The following is a 16,780-nucleotide window of genomic DNA, read 5'->3' on the forward strand; positions in this document are numbered from 1 at the left end:
TGCGCCGCTTTTACGGTTAACCCCCCGCCAGTCCTGCTGACTGACGGGCTGCAAAAGGCGGTATTAGATGACGGCTTTGTTGACTCGCCGCAAGGTGCTTGCGGGAATGGGCGTACTCGGGCTCGGCCTGCTCGCCGGCTGCGACACCCGCGGCCAACTGTCGTACAAGTACGGCAAGGATCTGAGTAACAAGATCATGGGGCGCACCTTCAAACTGAAGAACACCGATGGCGAAACCATGACGCTGTCGAGCTTTCGCGGCATGATGCCGATGGTGTTCTTCGGCTTCACCCAGTGCCCGGCAGTCTGCCCGACCACCCTCGCCCGCGCGGCGAAAATCAAGAAACTGATGGGCGCCGATGGCGATCGTTTGCAGGTGATCTTCATCACCCTCGATCCCGAGCGCGATACCCCGGAAATCCTCGACGCCTACATGAAAGCCTTCGACCCGACGTTCGTTGCGCTGTACGGCACACTCGAGGAAACCGCGGCCACCGCCAAGGAATTCGACGTGTTCTACGAGAAAGTCCCGGCCGGCGACACCTATACCATCTCGCACACTGCCACCAGTTACGTTTACGACTCCAACGGCGGCTTGCGCCTGGGTCTGTCCACCTCGCTTTCGGCAGAACAATGCACGGAAGATTTGCTTACTGTTATGGAGGTTTGCTGATGCAACCTGTTCTGAACCACATCAAACGCGCTGTCATCGGTCTGTCTCTGCTGGGCCTGGCGTTCCAGGTGTCCGCGCAGACCAAAGTCGACGACGCCTGGGTCCGTGCCACCGTGCCGACCCAGTCCGCCAGCGGCGCGTTCATGACCCTCACCGCCGACAGCGACAGCAAGTTACTCAGCGTCACCACGCCAGCGGCCAAAGACGTGCAGATCCATGAAATGACCATGAAGAATGACGTCATGAGCATGGGCCCGGTGAAGTTCGTCGAGCTGCCGGCCGGCAAAGCGGTCAAGCTTGATCCGAACGGCTACCACGTGATGCTGATGGGCCTGACCGCTCAGTTGAAAGAAGGCGAGAGCGTGCCGCTGACCCTGATCGTGGAAAACTCCAAGGGCGAAAAAGAAACAATCGAAGTGAAGGCACCGGTTCGTGCGCTGACCAACATGGAAGGTCACGATCACAGCAAGATGCATTGATCTGACTGAGCGGCAATAAAAAGGGGCGGCCTGATCGATGATCAGGCCGCCCCTTTTTTGTATTTGATCTGCGCAGTATTAACGCTTGCGGGCCAACGCCTTGCGCACGCTTTCCCGTGACATTCCCGAACCGGAACGGGGCACGGCCTTATCTACGGGCGCCTTGGCCAACTGTTCCTTGCGCTTTTCCACCTCACGCCACTGATAACCGAGATATCCGCCTGCCGCCACAATCCCCAGCCAACCGAACACCGAACTGACGAAGAACCACAGCCCGAGGGTGATCCACACGGTTTTCGAGGTGAATAACTTCAAGCTGTCATCGGCAGGCACCGGTTCAGCCGGTTCAACCACTGCCTGCGTCACCGGTACTCTGTGCACCCCATCCAGATCAATGCGCCAAGCGAAGTCCGCCCCGGCCACCGGAATGTTTAGCTGATTACCTTCAGCACGATGCACCCGAATGTCGCCATCGACGAGCGACATGGAGCTGAAACTGATCTGGGTTTCATAGTGAATCTCGCCGTTGACCTGGGTCACGACCGTTCGTTTTTGGTCAGTGGGGGTGTCGCGCATGCCGATTCCTTGAGCGTTCCACGTCGGACGACGTGCGATGGGATAATCCGTTGGAGTCGAATGCTACTGAGTGGGTATTACGCTGTCCAGAAAACGTGCCCCTAAGCTGCAGACCTACGCGAAATCCTCCGGCATGAGTCTGTTCGAGGTTAACGGCTGGATGGAAAGCGTGCTTTACATCGAATAAATCTTCGGCGACCATGTAAAGGGTCTTTTACATAGGAAGTGAAGAATGAACCGGTACTACCTCGAATTGGGCGCAGCATTAATCATCTACATTCTGGTGCTGACAGCATCATTGATTGCCTCGCAATACCTGATGGACGCCCCCATCGTGATGCGCTCGGCCGTCGCAGTGACGCCAGTCATTCCGGCGGGACTGATGTGCTGGGCCATCGTGCGCAATATGCGGCGCATGGACGAAATGCATCTGCGCATCCAGTTTGAAGCGTTGGGGTTTGCCTTCGCCGCCTCGGCACTGTTGACCTTCAGCTACGGTTTCCTGGAAAACGTCGGCGCCCCGCATATTCCGTGGACGTGTGTATGGCCGGTGATGGGGCTGATGTGGATTGTCGGCCTGCAAATTGCGCGACGCCGCTACCAATGAAAAACCGTCTCAAGGAATTGCGCGCCGAGCGCAAATGGTCGCAGGTCGATCTGGCTGAACGCCTGAGCGTGTCGCGTCAGACGATTAACGCTATAGAAAACGAACGCTACGACCCGAGTCTGCCACTGGCCTTTCAGATTGCTCGGGCGTTCGAGTTATCAATCGAAAGCATTTTTGATGATGGCATGAACTGAAACGCTCCCCTCGCGTCCTCGCTACTTGCAAAAACGGACTACGCTCGGAGACACCACGGCATTGCGTGGCATCCGTTTTTCTATTGTCAGCGAGGACGACAACATGAGTCCCTTTGGCCCGGTTTTGAGCTTTCGCGGTATTCAGAATCAGAAATACTGTGTATCTGCCCTGCTGGTGCAAGACCTCAACGCACCGGCACCCACTACGCAGGTCGCGCAGGCACACAATCCGACGATCAAACGGATTGCCCGGATTCCTTTGATCAAACCGCGCATGGCCGTCTGGCGACTGGACATGCAGATCCAGCAAAGTAAAACGCAGTTGAAGATTGACTATGACTTGGGAGACGTATCGGGCTCATTTCACGTCCCGCCTCTGGATCAGGCTCCCCGCATCGCTTACACCTCGTGCAACGGTGTGTCGGACGTCAAATACCTGAATTCGCTGGCAGATCGCTATGCCGAACGCTGGAGTCATCTCGCGCAGACCCACAAGCAAGCCGAGTACCATCTGTTGGTCATGGGAGGCGATCAGATTTACAGCGATGAACTGTTACAGACTCAAGGCCCCTTGAATGAATGGTACAAACAGTTCTCCTGGAATCGTGATGACACTCTGTGGACTGAAGAAATGGAAGTTCAGGCAGACGAGTTTTTCGCCAGTGTTTACCCGCGATACTGGGCCAGACCACAGATACTGAAAATGCTCAGTTGCGTTCCGACCCTGATGATGTGGGACGATCACGACATCATTGACGGTTGGGGATCCTATCCCCAGGCCCTGCATGAAAGTCCCGTACACCAGGGGCTGTTCCGCATTGCCAGTTATTATTTTCGTCTCTACCAATTACAGGTTGACGAAACCGAGAGCCGCCCGGGAGCGATTACTCGTCAAGGGCATACCTTCGCTTTTGAAGGCCTCGGTGGCCTCGCCATTGTCGTTCCCGACCTCAGGTCTGAACGTGCGCCCGACATCAAAGGCAGAAACGGCCAGCTCAAACAGCCCACGCAAATCATGTCGCAAAAAAGCATCTCGCAGATGTTTACCTGGATCAAAAGCCTGACGGTCAGCAAACCTTCACACCTGCTGTTCATCTCCAGCGTTCCGGTATCGTTCGTCAACCTTGCGCTGCTTGAGGCCCTGATCGGATGGATTCCGGGAGAGATCGGACCGGAGGATGATTTCCGCGACCACTGGCGCCATCAGCCGCACAAAAACGAGCGCAAGCAACTGATCAATGGATTGCTCGATTTCGCCAAGTTGGCGAAATGCAAAGTCACCATTGTCTCCGGGGATGTGCATGTAGCGGCCGCCAGCGTCATTCGTTCGGCCAACCCCCGGCATATCGACAATGGTGCAGAAGTCATCCATCAGCTGATTTCAACCGGCATCGTCCATCCTCCTCTGCCTGTGCTGACGATCAGAAGCCTGGAAACGATCACCGCTACCCGGGAAAAGATCGACACCGACCTTACTGCCGAGATGCAAGCCATTGGGTACGACGGAAATTGCCTGATTGCCAGTCGTAACTGGCTGTCCATCGAGCCAGACAAAAGTTCCGACGGGCGCAATCGGTTGTGGGTGAAATGGCACGTCGAGGGGCACGCTCACCCCATTACGCGACTGATCGAGCCTGCCGGTTGAGTTCCGGAAATCCCCTGCACCGGGCCGGGTTCTTCAGCTACCGGCCCCACCATGCGCCTCTTCAAAGAAGTAATCCTTCCAGCTGTCGGCCTTGTTCTTCAGCACACCCAGTTCCTGCAACTTCTCGGCATAGATAAAGGTGCGCTGCGGCACCACCGTGAAGTCGATTTCCGGGTCTTTGACGATTTGCTCAACCAGGGCCAGCGGCAACTTCGACTGTTCGACACGAATGTACGCCTGAGCCGCCGCCGGCTTGTCAGCCTTGATGATTTTCTCGGCTTCGGCCAAAGCGTCGTAGAACGCCTTGTAGGTTTTCGGGTTTTCGTCGTGGAATTTTTCTGTGGTGTAGAGCACGTTGAACGTTGCCTGACCGCCGAGCACGTCATAGGAGCTCAGCACTTTGTGCACGTTGGGATTCTGCAAAGCCTGGTACTGGAACGGCGGGCTGGAGAAATGCGAGTTGATCTCGGAGCCGCCGGCGATCAGCGCGGCGGTCGCATCGGGGTGCGGCAGGCTGACTGAAATATCGTCGAATTTCTTGTACTGCCCGTCACCGAATTCCTTGGCGGTTTCGATCTGCAAGGTGCGTGACTGGAAGCCCACGCCGGCAGCCGGCACGGCAATCCGGTCCTTGTCGGTGAAGTCCTTGAGCGTTTTGATGTTCGGGTTGTTGGTCAGCAGATAGTTGGGCATCGAACCCAGCGCGGCGATGGCTTTGACGTTCTGTTTGCCTTTGGTGCGATCCCACACGGTGAGCATCGGCGGCACACCGGCGGACACCACGTCGAGGGATCCGGTAAGTAATGCTTCGTTCATCGCGGTGGCCCCGGAGATGCTGTTCCAGTCGACCTTGATGTCGAGGCCCTGCTCCTTGCCGTGTTTTTCGATGAGATTCTGGTCGCGCACTACATCGAGAATCAGGTAACCGATGCCGAATTGCTGGGCGATGCTGATCTTGCCTTCGGCCTGGGCGCCGGTGCTGAACAACGCACTCGCGGCCAGGGAGGCGGCCAACAGAGTCAGTGCAGAACGTTTGAACGGTGTGGCCATGACAACCTCGCAGCATGGGGGTGGTGTGCTGAAAGGCCTGACTTTATCGCTATAAAAAATAGAAATTAAATATCTTTATCGCATATCGATAGCACGGGTTGTCGAGCGAACGGAGGCTGCAATCTTGTGATGCCGGGTTTCGATAACAAGATCAAAAGATCGCAGCGTGCCGCAGCGCCTACATTGGAATCCGGTGGCGGCTCGACGGGTTAAACAGTCTGAAACAATAAATCCACCAGCCTCAATATCGTCGATTGCTGTGCCACGCGAAGGCCGGTCAGGCCTGCAGACACTCCATCACCTTCAGAGGCCACCGCACCAGCACATCAGTTGAGGGTTTAAAAGGGCGATCAGACAGTCCACCCTTGGTATCATCGCGCACACTTTTATGACGATTTAATGGCTGGAAGGTCTTTTTTGTGAGCGCTCTTTTTAACCGGTTGCGGCAGCCGCATGCCCGCCTCTTTTCCCTGATTGTCCTGGTGCTGGTGGTGCCGCTGTGCCTGCGTGCGGCGCTGGGTTGGACGGCACCGCTGGGCTATTTGTCGGATCTGGCCATCGGCAGCCTGTTGGTGGTGTTGCTGCATCGCCGGGCGTGGTGGCTGGCCTTGCCGGTGTTGCTGTTCTGGGGATTGCTGGCTGTAGCGACTGCTGAACTGGTCAGCGCGGTTGGTCGGCTGCCGACGCCTTCGGACATTCATTACCTGATCGATCCGCAGTTCGTGGAAAACTCCAGTGGTGGCGGCCTGGCCCATCCTGCACTGGGCATCACTTTGCTATTGGCCCTGCTGTTCTGGCTGCTGACCCGGTTTGCCAACCGCGACCTGCCACGTCCGCCCCTGCCCCGCGCTGCCTGGAGCGCACCGTTGGTGTTGTTCGCCGCCCACTGGGGCGCGCAGAACCTGTGGCCAAACGAAGCGGATCCGTGGCGTCAGTACAACCTGCCGCACCAATTGCTGGCCAGCGAGGTCGCCGATCTGCAGATCCAGGCCGAGGAATGGCTGGACGGTGATGTCGAAGAACCCGCGCCGGCGATGGCCGGTCTCACCGACGTCGACCTCAACGGGCAGAAACTGCTGGCCGCGCCGGGACAAGCACGCAACGTGCTGATCATCGCGCTGGAAGGCATTCCCGGGGCTTACATCCGCGCCAACCGCGAGGCGATCGGCAGCCATTATCAGGAAGACCTGATGCCCAACCTCAGCCGCTGGGCCGAGCGCGGCATGAACACCCCGGACTACGTGCTGCATACGCACCAGACCATTCGCGGTCTGTACGCGATGCTCTGCGGCGATTACGACAAACTCAACAACGGCACGCCCAAAGGCGTGGAAATGCTCACCCTCAACGAGCGCAATCAGGCCTGCCTGCCGGCGCAGCTGCGCGAACACGGCTTCAGCACGCACTATCTACAGGGCGCCGGGCTGCGCTTCATGGCCAAAGACAAGATCATGCCGCACATTGGTTTCGATGCGACGCACGGTCTGGAATGGTTCAGCAACAGCAATTATCTGGAATTCCCGTGGGGCAAGGATGACAAGGCGTTTTTTGAAGGCGCGCTGGATTATGTCGGCCAACTGAAAAAGCAGAAACAGCCGTGGATGCTGACGCTGCTGACCGTCGGCACCCATCAGCCCTACTCCGCGCCCGAGGAATACCTGGAGCGCTACGAAACGCCGAAACAGGCCGCCGTCGGGTATCTCGACGATGCGCTGGAGCAATTCCTCAGCGGCCTCGAGCGCCAGGGCGTCCTGAAAGATACGCTGGTGGTGATCACCTCGGACGAATCCCATGGCATTGACGGCGTGCGCCTGGCCTCTTCATGGGGCTTCAACCTGACCCTGGCGCCGGAGCATGAACAACTGCCAAGGCTCAACAAAGGCGTGTATGGCCACGTCGATCTGAGCACTTCCATACTCGACTACTTCGACTTGCCGGTGCCTTCCGCGCTGAGTGGCCGCTCGCTGTTTCGCGACTACGACAGCGGCCGCGAAATCATGTCGTTCACCAACGGCAAGCTGCGCTATCACAACGGTCAGGGGATTTTTTCCGAGTGCGACATGCCGCGCCGCTGCCGCTACTACGAAAGCGCCGGTTTCATCGCCGAGAGCGCCACGTACAAAGGCAACTACAGCGGTCATCCGGCCCGGCAGATCGCCGCTCGCGCCAATGCTCTCGACCTGTCGCTGCTGCGCACGCCGCTCAATCATCGCTATCAGTTCGGCAGCACCAACGTCATCCCGCTGCAAGCGCAAATCAAGGATGACTGGGCCGACAACCTGATCGGCGCGCAGTACCTGGAAATGCCCAAAGGCTCGCACACCCGCGTGCGCCTGACCGTGCGCTCAGTCGATCCGCAACAAGCGGCGTACATTCAGCTCAAGGCCAAAGAGTTTGAACAGGACGTGCAGATCGGTCTGCCGCAGGAGATGGTGGCAACCGCCGAGCAGCCACTGGAAATGAACTTCAGCTTCGACAACCCGCAAGAGCGCAAAGCGTTTTCTTTCCATTTGCTGGGGTATGGCTTGGGCGCGGTTGAGGTGACGGATTTCAGTGTGATTACCGAGTTGCCGGGGCAAGAGGACATCCTTGACGACGTGCCGGAGGACGACACGGCTCAATCCACCTGATCACGCCCGTGTAGGAGCTGCCGCAGGCTCGGGCCGCGATCGGACGATCTTTTGCTTTTAAAATAGAGATCAAAAGATCGCAGCCTGCGGCAGCTCCAGTGGGAATCAGTGATTATCAGAACGTTGTGCGCAACCCGACCTGAATGCTGCGCCCTTCTGCCGGCGCAATGTCGCGCAGAATCGAACTGGCGTAACGCACGGTTTGATTGGTCAGGTTCTCGGCATTGACGAAGGCCAGCCATTGGCTCTGACCGACATCGAAGTGATACCCGACATTGGCGCCCAGCGTGGTGTAGCCGTCAGTGCTGCTTTCATTGTCCGGCACGCGATGCTGTGAACTGGCGTGTTCAACATCAATGCGCGCCTGCCACTTGTCCAGTTCCCACAGCAGCCCGGTGCTCAACCGCAGCGGCGCGATGCGTGGCAAGTCTTCGCCGGTATCGAGGTTCTTCGCGCGGGTGTAATCGCCGGACAACTCCAGCGCAAACTTGCCGTATGCGCTCTCGCCGAGCTTCCAGTGATCCTGCGCTTCAAAGCCGCTGAAGCGCGCGCGCACACCGGAATAGGTGTATTCGGGAATACCGTCGGCGTCCTCTTCGCCCTCGTCATTCAACCTTCGGCCCGTACCGAGCAAGCCGATGTAGTTGGAGAAGTGGCTGTAAAACACACCGACACTGCCCTTGTGCGTACCATTGTCGAAGCGCAGCGCAAGGTCACTGGACACGGCTTTTTCTTTCGACAGCCCGGCATCGCCGACTTCATAAGTGCCGGTCGCGACGTGGGCACCGTTGGCGTAAAGCTCATAGAACGTCGGGGCGCGCTCGGTGTAGCCCAGCGTCGCGGCCACCGACCAGATCGGCGTCAGCGTGTACACCGCACCGGACGACAGACTGCCAGCGGTGAAACTGCTGGATCGATCGGCGTTGGCAAAGCGCTCGTTACCCTTGGCGTCCGGGTCGACCGTGGTGTGCTCAAGGCGTCCGCCGAGGGTGAACAGCAGCCGGTCGGTGGCTTGCAACTCTTCAAGAATGAACAGCGCAGCGGCATCGGTATCGGTCTGCGGTACAAACGCTTCTTCGCCGAGTGCCGAGAACTCGTTGCGGCTGACCTGCGCACCGATTACGCCGTTGAACGGCCCCAACGGCTGGTGCCGCGCCTCGACACGCGCCTCGTAACCTTTGTTCTTGAACGTCGTGCCGACCTCGCCACCTTCGATTTCGCGATGCTCGTAATCGGTGTAACCCGCATCCAGCTTGATCGAACTGAACGGCCCATCGAGATTGCGGATCTCCGAGGCGAACGCGTAGTGCTCCTGTTGCATGCGGATGCGCACGTCTTGTTCAGCGGGCGAACCGTAGTTGGAGTCGTAGTTGCTGTAGGACAGGCCAGCGTATCCGTCATCCCAAGTGTAAGAGCCGCCGACCGCGCCGCCGTCCTGCCGACCATCGCTGTTGGCCAGGCGATGCTTTTTCGAGTCGCCGTCGTCGTTCGCGCGCTCGCGGCTGGTTTTCGCGTAACCGGGGATTTTCAGATCATTAAACTCGCGGGCACTGGCGTCCAGATGCAGGGCGAATTGACCGTTACCGGCCTCGAGTTTGCCGGCGCTGCTACGCGTGGTGTCGGCACCGCCGTAGCGCAACTCACCGGCGCCATGGATTCCGTCGATAGCCTCGGTCGGAATGCGGTTATCAAAAGTGTTGACCACCCCGCCAATGGCACTGCCGCCGTACAGCAGCGCTGCCGGACCACGGACGATTTCAACGCGTTCGACGTTGACCGGGTCCAGCGGCACCGCGTGATCGTAAGACAGCGACGAGGCATCCAGCGCGCCGACACCGTTGCGCAGAATACGGATGCGGTCACCGTCCTGGCCGCGAATGATCGGCCGGCTCGCGCCCGGGCCGAAGTACGACGAAGACACCCCGGGCTGCTTGTTCAGGGTTTCACCGAGGCTACCCTTCTGTTGAAACGTGAGGTCGTCGCCGCTGAGCACGGTCGATGGCGAAGCGAGTGTCTGGCTGCCGAGCGGATTGCCGGTGATGACTTGCGGTTGCAGTTCGAGGGTGTCAGCGGCGAACACCGGGGATGCAAAAAACAGCGCGGCGGCCAACGGATTGAGGCGTCGTTGCAGGGGTTTAGAACGGGCAGGCATTGCAGAATTTCCATGCGCTGAAAAGTGAGGATCGCTGCCAGCGTTTTTCTTTAACGCTGGTAGAAACAGAATGAAACGAATTTTATGTTATACAATAACATTTCTTCCTGTCATCCCGATTTTCACTTTTTGTTTTTTGCAGAGGCTCAACAACGCATGTTTCCAGCAGGTAGCCGCTATCGGCTGATCCGTGAAGCGCTCCGAAAAACGCTGAAAGACTTTGCCTATCAGCACCCAATAGTCGGCCTATTAGCTGACTTCCCCAGTCGGGTCTAGCCTTACTAGTCCGAAGTCGGCACGAGCCGGCCGTAGCAGACCTGATAAGGACCCGAACATGGCAAACGAATCGAAATGCCCGTTCAACCACGCCGCCGGTGGTGGCACGACGAACCGTGACTGGTGGCCGAATCAACTCAACCTGAAAATCCTCAGTCAGCATTCGCCAAAGTCCGATCCGTTGGGCAAGGACTTCGACTACGCCAAAGCTTTCAAAAGCCTCGACTTTCAAGCCCTGAAACAAGATCTCAATGCGCTGATGACCGACTCTCAGGACTGGTGGCCAGCCGACTTTGGCCACTACGGCCCCCTCTTCATCCGCATGGCCTGGCACAGCGCTGGCACTTATCGCACCGCCGATGGCCGTGGTGGCGCCGGCTCCGGGCAACAACGCTTTGCACCACTGAACAGCTGGCCAGACAATGTCAGCCTCGACAAGGCCCGCCGCCTTCTGTGGCCGATCAAGCAGAAATATGGCCGCAATATTTCCTGGGCCGACCTGATCGTTCTCACTGGGAACGTCGCGCTGGAATCCATGGGTTTCAAAACCTTCGGTTTCTCCGGTGGCCGCCCCGATGTGTGGGAGCCGGACGAAGACGTCTACTGGGGTTCGGAACACGAATGGCTGGGCGGCGACAGCCGTTACGGCAAGGACAAGTCCGCCATGCAGGAACCCGGTGACGGTACGTTGGTCGCCGAGCCGGATTTGCATGGCAAAGAAGAGAGCCGCACCGATCAGGGCGAACGCAATCTGGAAAACCCGCTCGCCGCCGTGCAAATGGGCCTGATCTACGTGAACCCCGAAGGTCCGGAAGGCAATCCAGACCCCGTCGCTTCAGCCCACGACATTCGCGAAACCTTCGGCCGCATGGCCATGAACGATGAAGAAACCGTCGCGTTGATCGCTGGCGGTCACGCCTTTGGTAAAACCCACGGCGCCGGCCCAGCCGATAACGTCGGGCCTGAGCCGGAAGCGGCCGGCCTCGAAGAACAAGGCCTCGGTTGGCGCAACGCGTTCGGTACCGGCAAGGGTGGCGACACCATTACCAGCGGTCTGGAAGTGACCTGGACCACCACACCGACGAAGTGGAGCAACAACTACCTGGAAAACCTGTTCGGCTTCGAGTGGGAGCTGAGCAAAAGCCCGGCCGGTGCGCATCAGTGGATTCCGAAGAACGGCGCCGGTGCCGGTACCGTTCCCCACGCCCATGATCCGAGCAAAAAGCTTTCGCCGACCATGCTCACCTCCGACCTGGCGCTGCGTTTCGACCCGGCTTACGAGCAGATCTCGCGGCGCTTCCTCGCCAACCCGGATCAGTTGGCCGATGCCTTCGCCCGCGCTTGGTACAAACTGATCCACCGCGACATGGGCCCGCTGTCTCGCTACCTCGGCCCGGAACTGCCGAATGAAGAACTGTTGTGGCAGGATCCGATCCCCGCTGTCACTCATCCGCTGATCGACGACAGCGACGCGGCTGCGCTGAAAGGCAAAATCCTCGCGTCAGGCCTTTCGGTGTCGCAACTGGTCTCGACCGCATGGGCCGCTGCCTCGACGTTCCGTGGCTCCGACAAGCGCGGCGGCGCCAACGGTGGTCGCCTGCGTCTGGCACCGCAAAAATTCTGGCAGGCCAATCAGCCTGAGCAACTGGCCAAAGTGCTGCAAACCCTTGAGGGCATTCAGAACGACTTCAACAGCGGCGCTGCTGGCAAGAAAGTCTCGCTGGCAGACCTGATCGTATTGGCCGGGAATGCCGGGGTCGAGCAAGCAGCGAAAAACGCTGGCCACTCGGTCACGGTGCCGTTCACACCGGGACGTACGGACGCCTCGCAAGAGCAAACCGACGTTGATTCCTTCGGTTTCCTTGAACCGATTGCCGATGGCTTCCGCAACTACAGCAAAGGCAAATACACCGTTTCGGCCGAGGCGTTGCTGATCGACAAGGCGCAATTGCTGACACTGACCGCACCGGAGATGACTGTGCTGCTGGGTGGTCTGCGGGTATTGAACACCAACGTCGGGCAAACCCGGCATGGTGTGTTCACTTCGCAGACGGAAGCACTGACCAATGACTTCTTCACCAACCTGCTGGACATGGGGGTGGAGTGGAAGCCGACTTCGAGGGATGCGGATGAGTTCGAGGGGCGTGACCGTAAAACCGGCAGCGTGAAGTGGACGGCGACGCGGGTTGATCTGGTATTCGGCTCGAATGCGCAACTGCGGGCATTGGCTGAGGTGTATGCCAGTTCGGATGCCAAGGAGCAGTTCGTCAAAGACTTCGTTGCGGCCTGGACGAAGGTGACGAATCTGGATCGGTTTGATTTGAAGTAATTTTTCGGAAAATAAAAACGCCGCATTGTTTCAATGCGGCGTTTTTTTGTGTGTACGGCTTGGGTTTTGTGGTGATGCGTGAATCCTGCCCCCTCACCCCAGCCCTCTCCCCCCAGGGGGGCGAGGGGGAAAGGGAGCAGATCTTCGTGCTTTTCAAGTCCTGAGTTCGGCTCCGGACTTTCAGATGTGAAACTCGTACATCCACCTCGGTCAGTCCCCTCTCCCACTATGAAAGAGGGAAAGGGAGCAGATCGGGGGCCGTTCAAAGTCTGAGTTCGACTCCGGACCTTCAGGTCGGTGTCACTCGACCATACAACCCGGTCAGTCCCCTCTCCCTCTGGGAGAGGGTTAGGGTGAGGGCCGGTCCAACGCTGGAACACCGACGCCAACACACCATCAAGCCAGGCTCTTGCTCACCACCTCATACACATCACTCGACAACTGCCCCGACGCCCGAATCCGCTCCAGCTCGCCCTTCATCAAAGCCTGACGCGCATCGTCATATTTGCGCCAGCGCGTCAGCGGCGCCAGTTGGCGCGAAGCGATCTGCGGGTTGAAGCCGTTCAGCTCGATCACCAGATCCGCGAGAAAGCGATAACCTGAGCCATCGGCCGCGTGGAAGTTGATCAGGTTCTGCCCGGCAAACGCACCGACCAGTGCACGCACCTTGTTCGGGTTCTTGATGTTGAACGCCGGGTGTTGCATCAACGCTTTAACCCGTTCCAGACCGCCCGGCAAGGTGCTGCCGGCCTGCACGCTGAACCACTGATCCATGACCAGAGGATTGTCCTTGAAGTGCTCGGCGAAACTCGCCAGCGCCAAGGCTTTCTGCTCTTCAAATGGCGAGTTGACCAACACGGCCAGCGCAGTCAGGCGTTCGGTCATGTTGTCGGCCGCTTCGAATTGCTCCAGCGCCGCCGCCAATACTTCCGGCTTACCGCTGAGCATCAAGTACGACAATGCAATGTTCTGCAGCGCGCGACGAGCAAAGTGCTCGGCCTCGGCCACATACGGGGTCTTTTTCGACAGATCACGATTGGCTTGATAACGCAGCCACAGAGCTTCGAACAAACCTTCCGCCAGTTGCTGACGCGCGAACTCACGGGCGATATGAATGGCATCGACATCCGCCACTTCGCTGATTTCAGTGAGGTACGCCTCACCCGGCAACGAGAGCATTTCGGCGACCATGGCCTGATCGAGCGACTCCTCCGACAGCACCGTACGCAGCGCCGACACCAGACGCGGATCGAGTTTCAGGCTTTCGCCTTTCTGTTGCTGGCCAATCAATTCCTGCAGGACTTGCACCGACAGTTGCTGACCGGCATCCCAGCGGTTGAAGCCGTCGCTGTCGTGCTGCATCAGGAACATCAGTTGATCGCGGTTGTACGGGAAGCTCAGTTTCACCGGCGCGGAGAAGCCGCGCAGCAGCGATGGCAGCGGCTGTTCAGCGATATCAACGAAGGTGAAAGTCTGCTCGGCTTCGGTGACCGAGATCACGCGGGTGGTGCCTTGCGCCGATGCCTCGCCGCTCAGACGCAAAGCAATCTCGTTACCTTGGCTGTCGAGCAGGCCGAGTTCGACCGGAATCACGAACGGCAGTTTTTCAACTTTGTCCGGGGTTTCCGGGCAGCTCTGGCGGAAGGTCAGGCTGTAGCTTTTCGCGGCGGCGTCGTACGACTCGCTCACCGCCAGACGCGGCGTGCCGGCCTGGCTGTACCAGCGTTTGAACTGGCTCAGGTCGACACCGTTGGCGTCTTCCATCGCTTTGATGAAGTCGTCGCAGGTTACCGCTTGGCCGTCATGGCGTTCGAAGTACAGATCGCTGCCCTTACGGAAGCCTTCGGCGCCGAGCAAGGTGTGGATCATGCCAACCACTTCCGAACCCTTCTCGTATACGGTCAGGGTGTAGAAGTTGGAGATTTCGATAAAGCTGTCCGGGCGCACAGCGTGAGCCATCGGGCCGGCATCTTCGGCGAACTGGTGGGTGCGCAGATAAGCCACGTCCTGAATTCGCTTGACCGTGGCCGAGTTCATGTCGGCAGAGAAGCCGGAATCACGGAATACGGTGAAGCCTTCTTTCAGCGACAGCTGGAACCAGTCGCGGCAGGTCACGCGGTTGCCCGACCAGTTGTGGAAATACTCGTGGGCGACGATTGCTTCAACGCGCTGGTGTGCGGCGTCGGTCGCGGTTTCGGCGCGGGCCAGTACGGCGCTGGAGTTGAAGATGTTGAGGCCTTTGTTCTCCATTGCGCCCATGTTGAAGTCGTTGACGGCGACGATCATGAAGATGTCCAGATCGTACTCGCGACCGTAAACCTCTTCGTCCCAGCGCATCGACTTCTTCAGGCTATTCATCGCGTGCTGGCACTTGTCGATGTTTTCCGGCTCGACGTAAATGCGCAGTGCAACATCGCGGTTGGTCATGGTGGTGAAGCTGTCTTCAACGCACCACAAATCACCGGCCACCAGCGCAAACAGGTACGCCGGTTTCATGAACGGGTCTTCCCAGGTTGCCCAGTGCCGGCCGTCTTCGCCCGGGCCCGAGGCAATCGGGTTGCCGTTGGAGAGCAGCACCGGATAGCTGTGCTGTTCCGCGACCACGGTGGTGGTGAACTTGCTCATCACGTCCGGGCGGTCGAGGTAATAAGTGATCTTGCGGAAACCTTCGGCCTCGCACTGAGTGCAGAACATCGTGCCGGACTTGTACAGGCCTTCCAGCGCGGTGTTGGTTTCCGGATGGATCTTCACGCTGGTGTCGACCGTGAAAGTTTCGCTGGCCGGTTGCAGGGTCAGGTGGTTTTCCGTGAGCTGGTATTGGCCGTCAGACAGTTCCTGATCCGCCAGCGTTACCGAGAGCAGCTCCAACTGCTGGCCATCGAGCACCAGCGGCGGCAGGCCCGGGCCACGCGCCGGGTTGCGGCGCATGACCAACTGCGCGTGCACCAGGCTGTGATCCTCGAACAACTCGAAGGTCAGGTGTGTTTCGTCGATCAGGTACTCGGGCGCCTGATAGTCCTTCAGGTAAATCATCTTCGGTTGTTCGGTGCGCATGCTGGCGTCCTTATTGATGCACGGCGAGCTGATAAGCCGTGTACTTGCGAATGTTGATCACGCCGGTGTCGAAGATCAGGTACTGGCCCTTGATCCCCAGCAGCGTGCCTTCGGCAATCGGGTTCTTGTCCAGGTTGAAGCTGACGATTTTGGCCGGGTATTGCTCGACCGGATAGCGGATTTCCAGCGGTTCTACATCGGCAATCGTCTGAATAGCCTGTAGGCCGAATCGCTCCTGCAAACCTTGCAGGCCTTCGGCGCAGCTTTCGAATAACTGGTCACGTACCTGCGCCAGATCGACCGCCGCCGCATCGCCCTTGAGCAGCGCGCGCCAGTTGGTTTTATCCGCGACCTGACTGCGGAACAGGTCTTCAACGAAGCCCGATTGCTGCCGTGTCGAGACGCGCATGATCGGCAATGCCTGACATGCGCCCTGATCGATCCAGCGAGTCGGCAGTTGCGTAGCACGAGTGATGCCAACCTTGATCCCCGACGAATTGGACAGGTAAACCACGTGGTCGGTCATGCAGAATTTTTCGCCCCACTCCGGCTCGCGGCAGGTGCCGGCGTCATAGTGGCAGCGCTCCGGGCTCATGATGCACAGGTCGCACTGCGCCAGTTTGGTCATGCACGGGTAGCAGTAACCCTGACTGAAACTGGTTTTGGTCTTGCGCCCGCAATGGGTGCAGTGGATCGCCCCCAGGTATTCCAGACGCACCGTACTGCCAATCAACGGATTGACCGGGACCTCGACGTCATCCAGACGAAACGCGTATTGCACGTTCGGCCCGTCCAGGCGCGCCGACATTTTGCTGATTGCACCGCGGCCAATCTCGATCAATGGATGGCATCCGATTTGAACAGAATGTTCGGCACTTCGATCGACTTCGATGCACATTCCTGCGGGCCCATGTAACCGGTGCGCTGGTCTTCAGGCAGGTTCTGGATTTCCCAGGCGATCATCGCCTGCAGCGACAGCTCGCGCTGTTCGGCGGTGAGTTTGCCACCGTCGGACCACTTGCCGATTTCCACGGCCAGTTTCAGGCTCTCGTAGATGTCCGGGGTGATGTTGTTGATCATGTCGTTAAAAGAGGACATCAGGGTCTCCGTGCTCT

Annotated in this window: 13 protein-coding genes; 7 read left to right on the top strand and 6 right to left on the bottom strand. The window is 58.6% G+C overall.

The features are described 5' to 3' along the window. Positions 1 to 67: 67 nt before the first annotated feature. Both ACOYXH_RS13440 and ACOYXH_RS13445 read left to right on the top strand, forming a co-directional pair. The gene (locus tag ACOYXH_RS13440) at positions 68 to 673 is read left to right on the top strand and encodes an SCO family protein (protein ID WP_007915980.1); all 606 of its coding nucleotides are present in this window, start codon (positions 68 to 70) and stop codon (positions 671 to 673) included. Then, positions 673 to 1,152 (top strand): copper chaperone PCu(A)C, encoded by a 480-nt coding sequence (locus ACOYXH_RS13445; RefSeq protein WP_460410804.1) that lies wholly within the window; start codon positions 673 to 675, stop codon positions 1,150 to 1,152. The genes ACOYXH_RS13440 and ACOYXH_RS13445 overlap by 1 nt, the downstream gene beginning before the upstream one ends. Positions 1,153 to 1,230: 78 nt before the next feature. Here ACOYXH_RS13445 and ACOYXH_RS13450 read toward each other — a convergent pair whose 3' ends face one another. Then, positions 1,231 to 1,728 (bottom strand): hypothetical protein, encoded by a 498-nt coding sequence (locus ACOYXH_RS13450; RefSeq protein ID WP_095047891.1) that lies wholly within the window; start codon positions 1,726 to 1,728, stop codon positions 1,231 to 1,233. Between the two features lie 232 nt (positions 1,729 to 1,960). Between ACOYXH_RS13450 and ACOYXH_RS13455 the strand changes: the two genes are divergently transcribed. From ACOYXH_RS13455 to ACOYXH_RS13465, 3 genes are all read left to right on the top strand, one after another. Continuing rightward, entirely contained in the window at positions 1,961 to 2,335 is a 375-nt protein-coding gene (locus ACOYXH_RS13455; RefSeq protein WP_095047892.1) for a hypothetical protein, read from the top strand. After that, positions 2,332 to 2,529 carry a helix-turn-helix transcriptional regulator gene (locus tag ACOYXH_RS13460; protein WP_093430734.1) on the top strand — a complete coding sequence of 66 codons (198 nt, stop codon included), beginning with the start codon at positions 2,332 to 2,334 and terminating at the stop codon, positions 2,527 to 2,529. Before ACOYXH_RS13455 ends, ACOYXH_RS13460 begins: the two co-directional genes overlap by 4 nt. A gap of 61 nt (positions 2,530 to 2,590) precedes the next feature. Further along, entirely contained in the window at positions 2,591 to 4,174 is a 1,584-nt protein-coding gene (locus ACOYXH_RS13465; protein ID WP_460410805.1) for an alkaline phosphatase D family protein, read from the top strand. Positions 4,175 to 4,207: 33 nt separating this feature from the next. Here ACOYXH_RS13465 and ACOYXH_RS13470 read toward each other — a convergent pair whose 3' ends face one another. Continuing rightward, positions 4,208 to 5,224, bottom strand: a complete 1,017-nt coding sequence (locus ACOYXH_RS13470; protein ID WP_095047894.1) for an ABC transporter substrate-binding protein — start codon at positions 5,222 to 5,224, stop codon at positions 4,208 to 4,210. A gap of 419 nt (positions 5,225 to 5,643) precedes the next feature. Between ACOYXH_RS13470 and ACOYXH_RS13475 the strand changes: the two genes are divergently transcribed. Next, the gene (locus ACOYXH_RS13475; protein ID WP_460410806.1) at positions 5,644 to 7,854 is read left to right on the top strand and encodes an LTA synthase family protein; all 2,211 of its coding nucleotides are present in this window, start codon (positions 5,644 to 5,646) and stop codon (positions 7,852 to 7,854) included. Between the two features lie 115 nt (positions 7,855 to 7,969). Here the strand turns inward: ACOYXH_RS13475 and ACOYXH_RS13480 are convergent, their stop codons facing one another. Next, complete coding sequence (locus ACOYXH_RS13480; RefSeq protein ID WP_460410807.1) at positions 7,970 to 10,006, bottom strand: TonB-dependent receptor; 2,037 nt, start codon at positions 10,004 to 10,006, stop codon at positions 7,970 to 7,972. A 334-nt stretch (positions 10,007 to 10,340) separates the two neighbouring features. Here ACOYXH_RS13480 and katG point away from each other — a divergent pair, with 334 nt between their 5' ends. Then, on the top strand, positions 10,341 to 12,611 hold the full coding sequence (katG, locus tag ACOYXH_RS13485; RefSeq protein WP_320413097.1) for a catalase/peroxidase HPI: 2,271 nt from the start codon (positions 10,341 to 10,343) through the stop codon (positions 12,609 to 12,611). Between the two features lie 396 nt (positions 12,612 to 13,007). Here the strand turns inward: katG and pepN are convergent, their stop codons facing one another. Genes pepN through ACOYXH_RS13500 form a run of 3 tightly spaced genes read right to left on the bottom strand, consistent with a single transcriptional unit; the run spans position 13,008 to position 16,763 of the window. Then, positions 13,008 to 15,665: an aminopeptidase N gene (gene pepN, locus ACOYXH_RS13490; protein WP_320413098.1), complete on the bottom strand. Its 2,658-nt coding sequence runs from the start codon at positions 15,663 to 15,665 to the stop codon at positions 13,008 to 13,010. A 10-nt stretch (positions 15,666 to 15,675) separates the two neighbouring features. Continuing rightward, a complete protein-coding gene (locus ACOYXH_RS13495; protein WP_093430729.1) occupies positions 15,676 to 16,506 on the bottom strand; it encodes a DUF2797 domain-containing protein in 831 nt (276 codons plus the stop codon). Further along, positions 16,503 to 16,763, bottom strand: a complete 261-nt coding sequence (locus tag ACOYXH_RS13500; RefSeq protein WP_007919229.1) for a YeaC family protein — start codon at positions 16,761 to 16,763, stop codon at positions 16,503 to 16,505. The genes ACOYXH_RS13495 and ACOYXH_RS13500 overlap by 4 nt, the downstream gene beginning before the upstream one ends. Positions 16,764 to 16,780 lie beyond the last annotated feature (17 nt).

The organism is Pseudomonas sp. Mb7 (assembly GCF_054790525.1).

What these genes read in the sequence shown, in the direction of transcription:
- pepN (WP_320413098.1), bottom strand. Translation starts at nt 15,665, where the DNA reads ATGCGCACCGAACAACCGAAGATGATTTACCTGAAGGACTATCAGGCG.
- ACOYXH_RS13450 (WP_095047891.1), bottom strand. Translation starts at nt 1,728, where the DNA reads ATGCGCGACACCCCCACTGACCAAAAACGAACGGTCGTGACCCAGGTC.
- ACOYXH_RS13470 (WP_095047894.1), bottom strand. Translation starts at nt 5,224, where the DNA reads ATGGCCACACCGTTCAAACGTTCTGCACTGACTCTGTTGGCCGCCTCC.
- ACOYXH_RS13440 (WP_007915980.1), top strand. Translation starts at nt 68, where the DNA reads ATGACGGCTTTGTTGACTCGCCGCAAGGTGCTTGCGGGAATGGGCGTA.
- ACOYXH_RS13460 (WP_093430734.1), top strand. Translation starts at nt 2,332, where the DNA reads ATGAAAAACCGTCTCAAGGAATTGCGCGCCGAGCGCAAATGGTCGCAG.
- ACOYXH_RS13445 (WP_460410804.1), top strand. Translation starts at nt 673, where the DNA reads ATGCAACCTGTTCTGAACCACATCAAACGCGCTGTCATCGGTCTGTCT.
- ACOYXH_RS13480 (WP_460410807.1), bottom strand. Translation starts at nt 10,006, where the DNA reads ATGCCTGCCCGTTCTAAACCCCTGCAACGACGCCTCAATCCGTTGGCC.
- ACOYXH_RS13500 (WP_007919229.1), bottom strand. Translation starts at nt 16,763, where the DNA reads ATGTCCTCTTTTAACGACATGATCAACAACATCACCCCGGACATCTAC.
- katG (WP_320413097.1), top strand. Translation starts at nt 10,341, where the DNA reads ATGGCAAACGAATCGAAATGCCCGTTCAACCACGCCGCCGGTGGTGGC.
- ACOYXH_RS13455 (WP_095047892.1), top strand. Translation starts at nt 1,961, where the DNA reads ATGAACCGGTACTACCTCGAATTGGGCGCAGCATTAATCATCTACATT.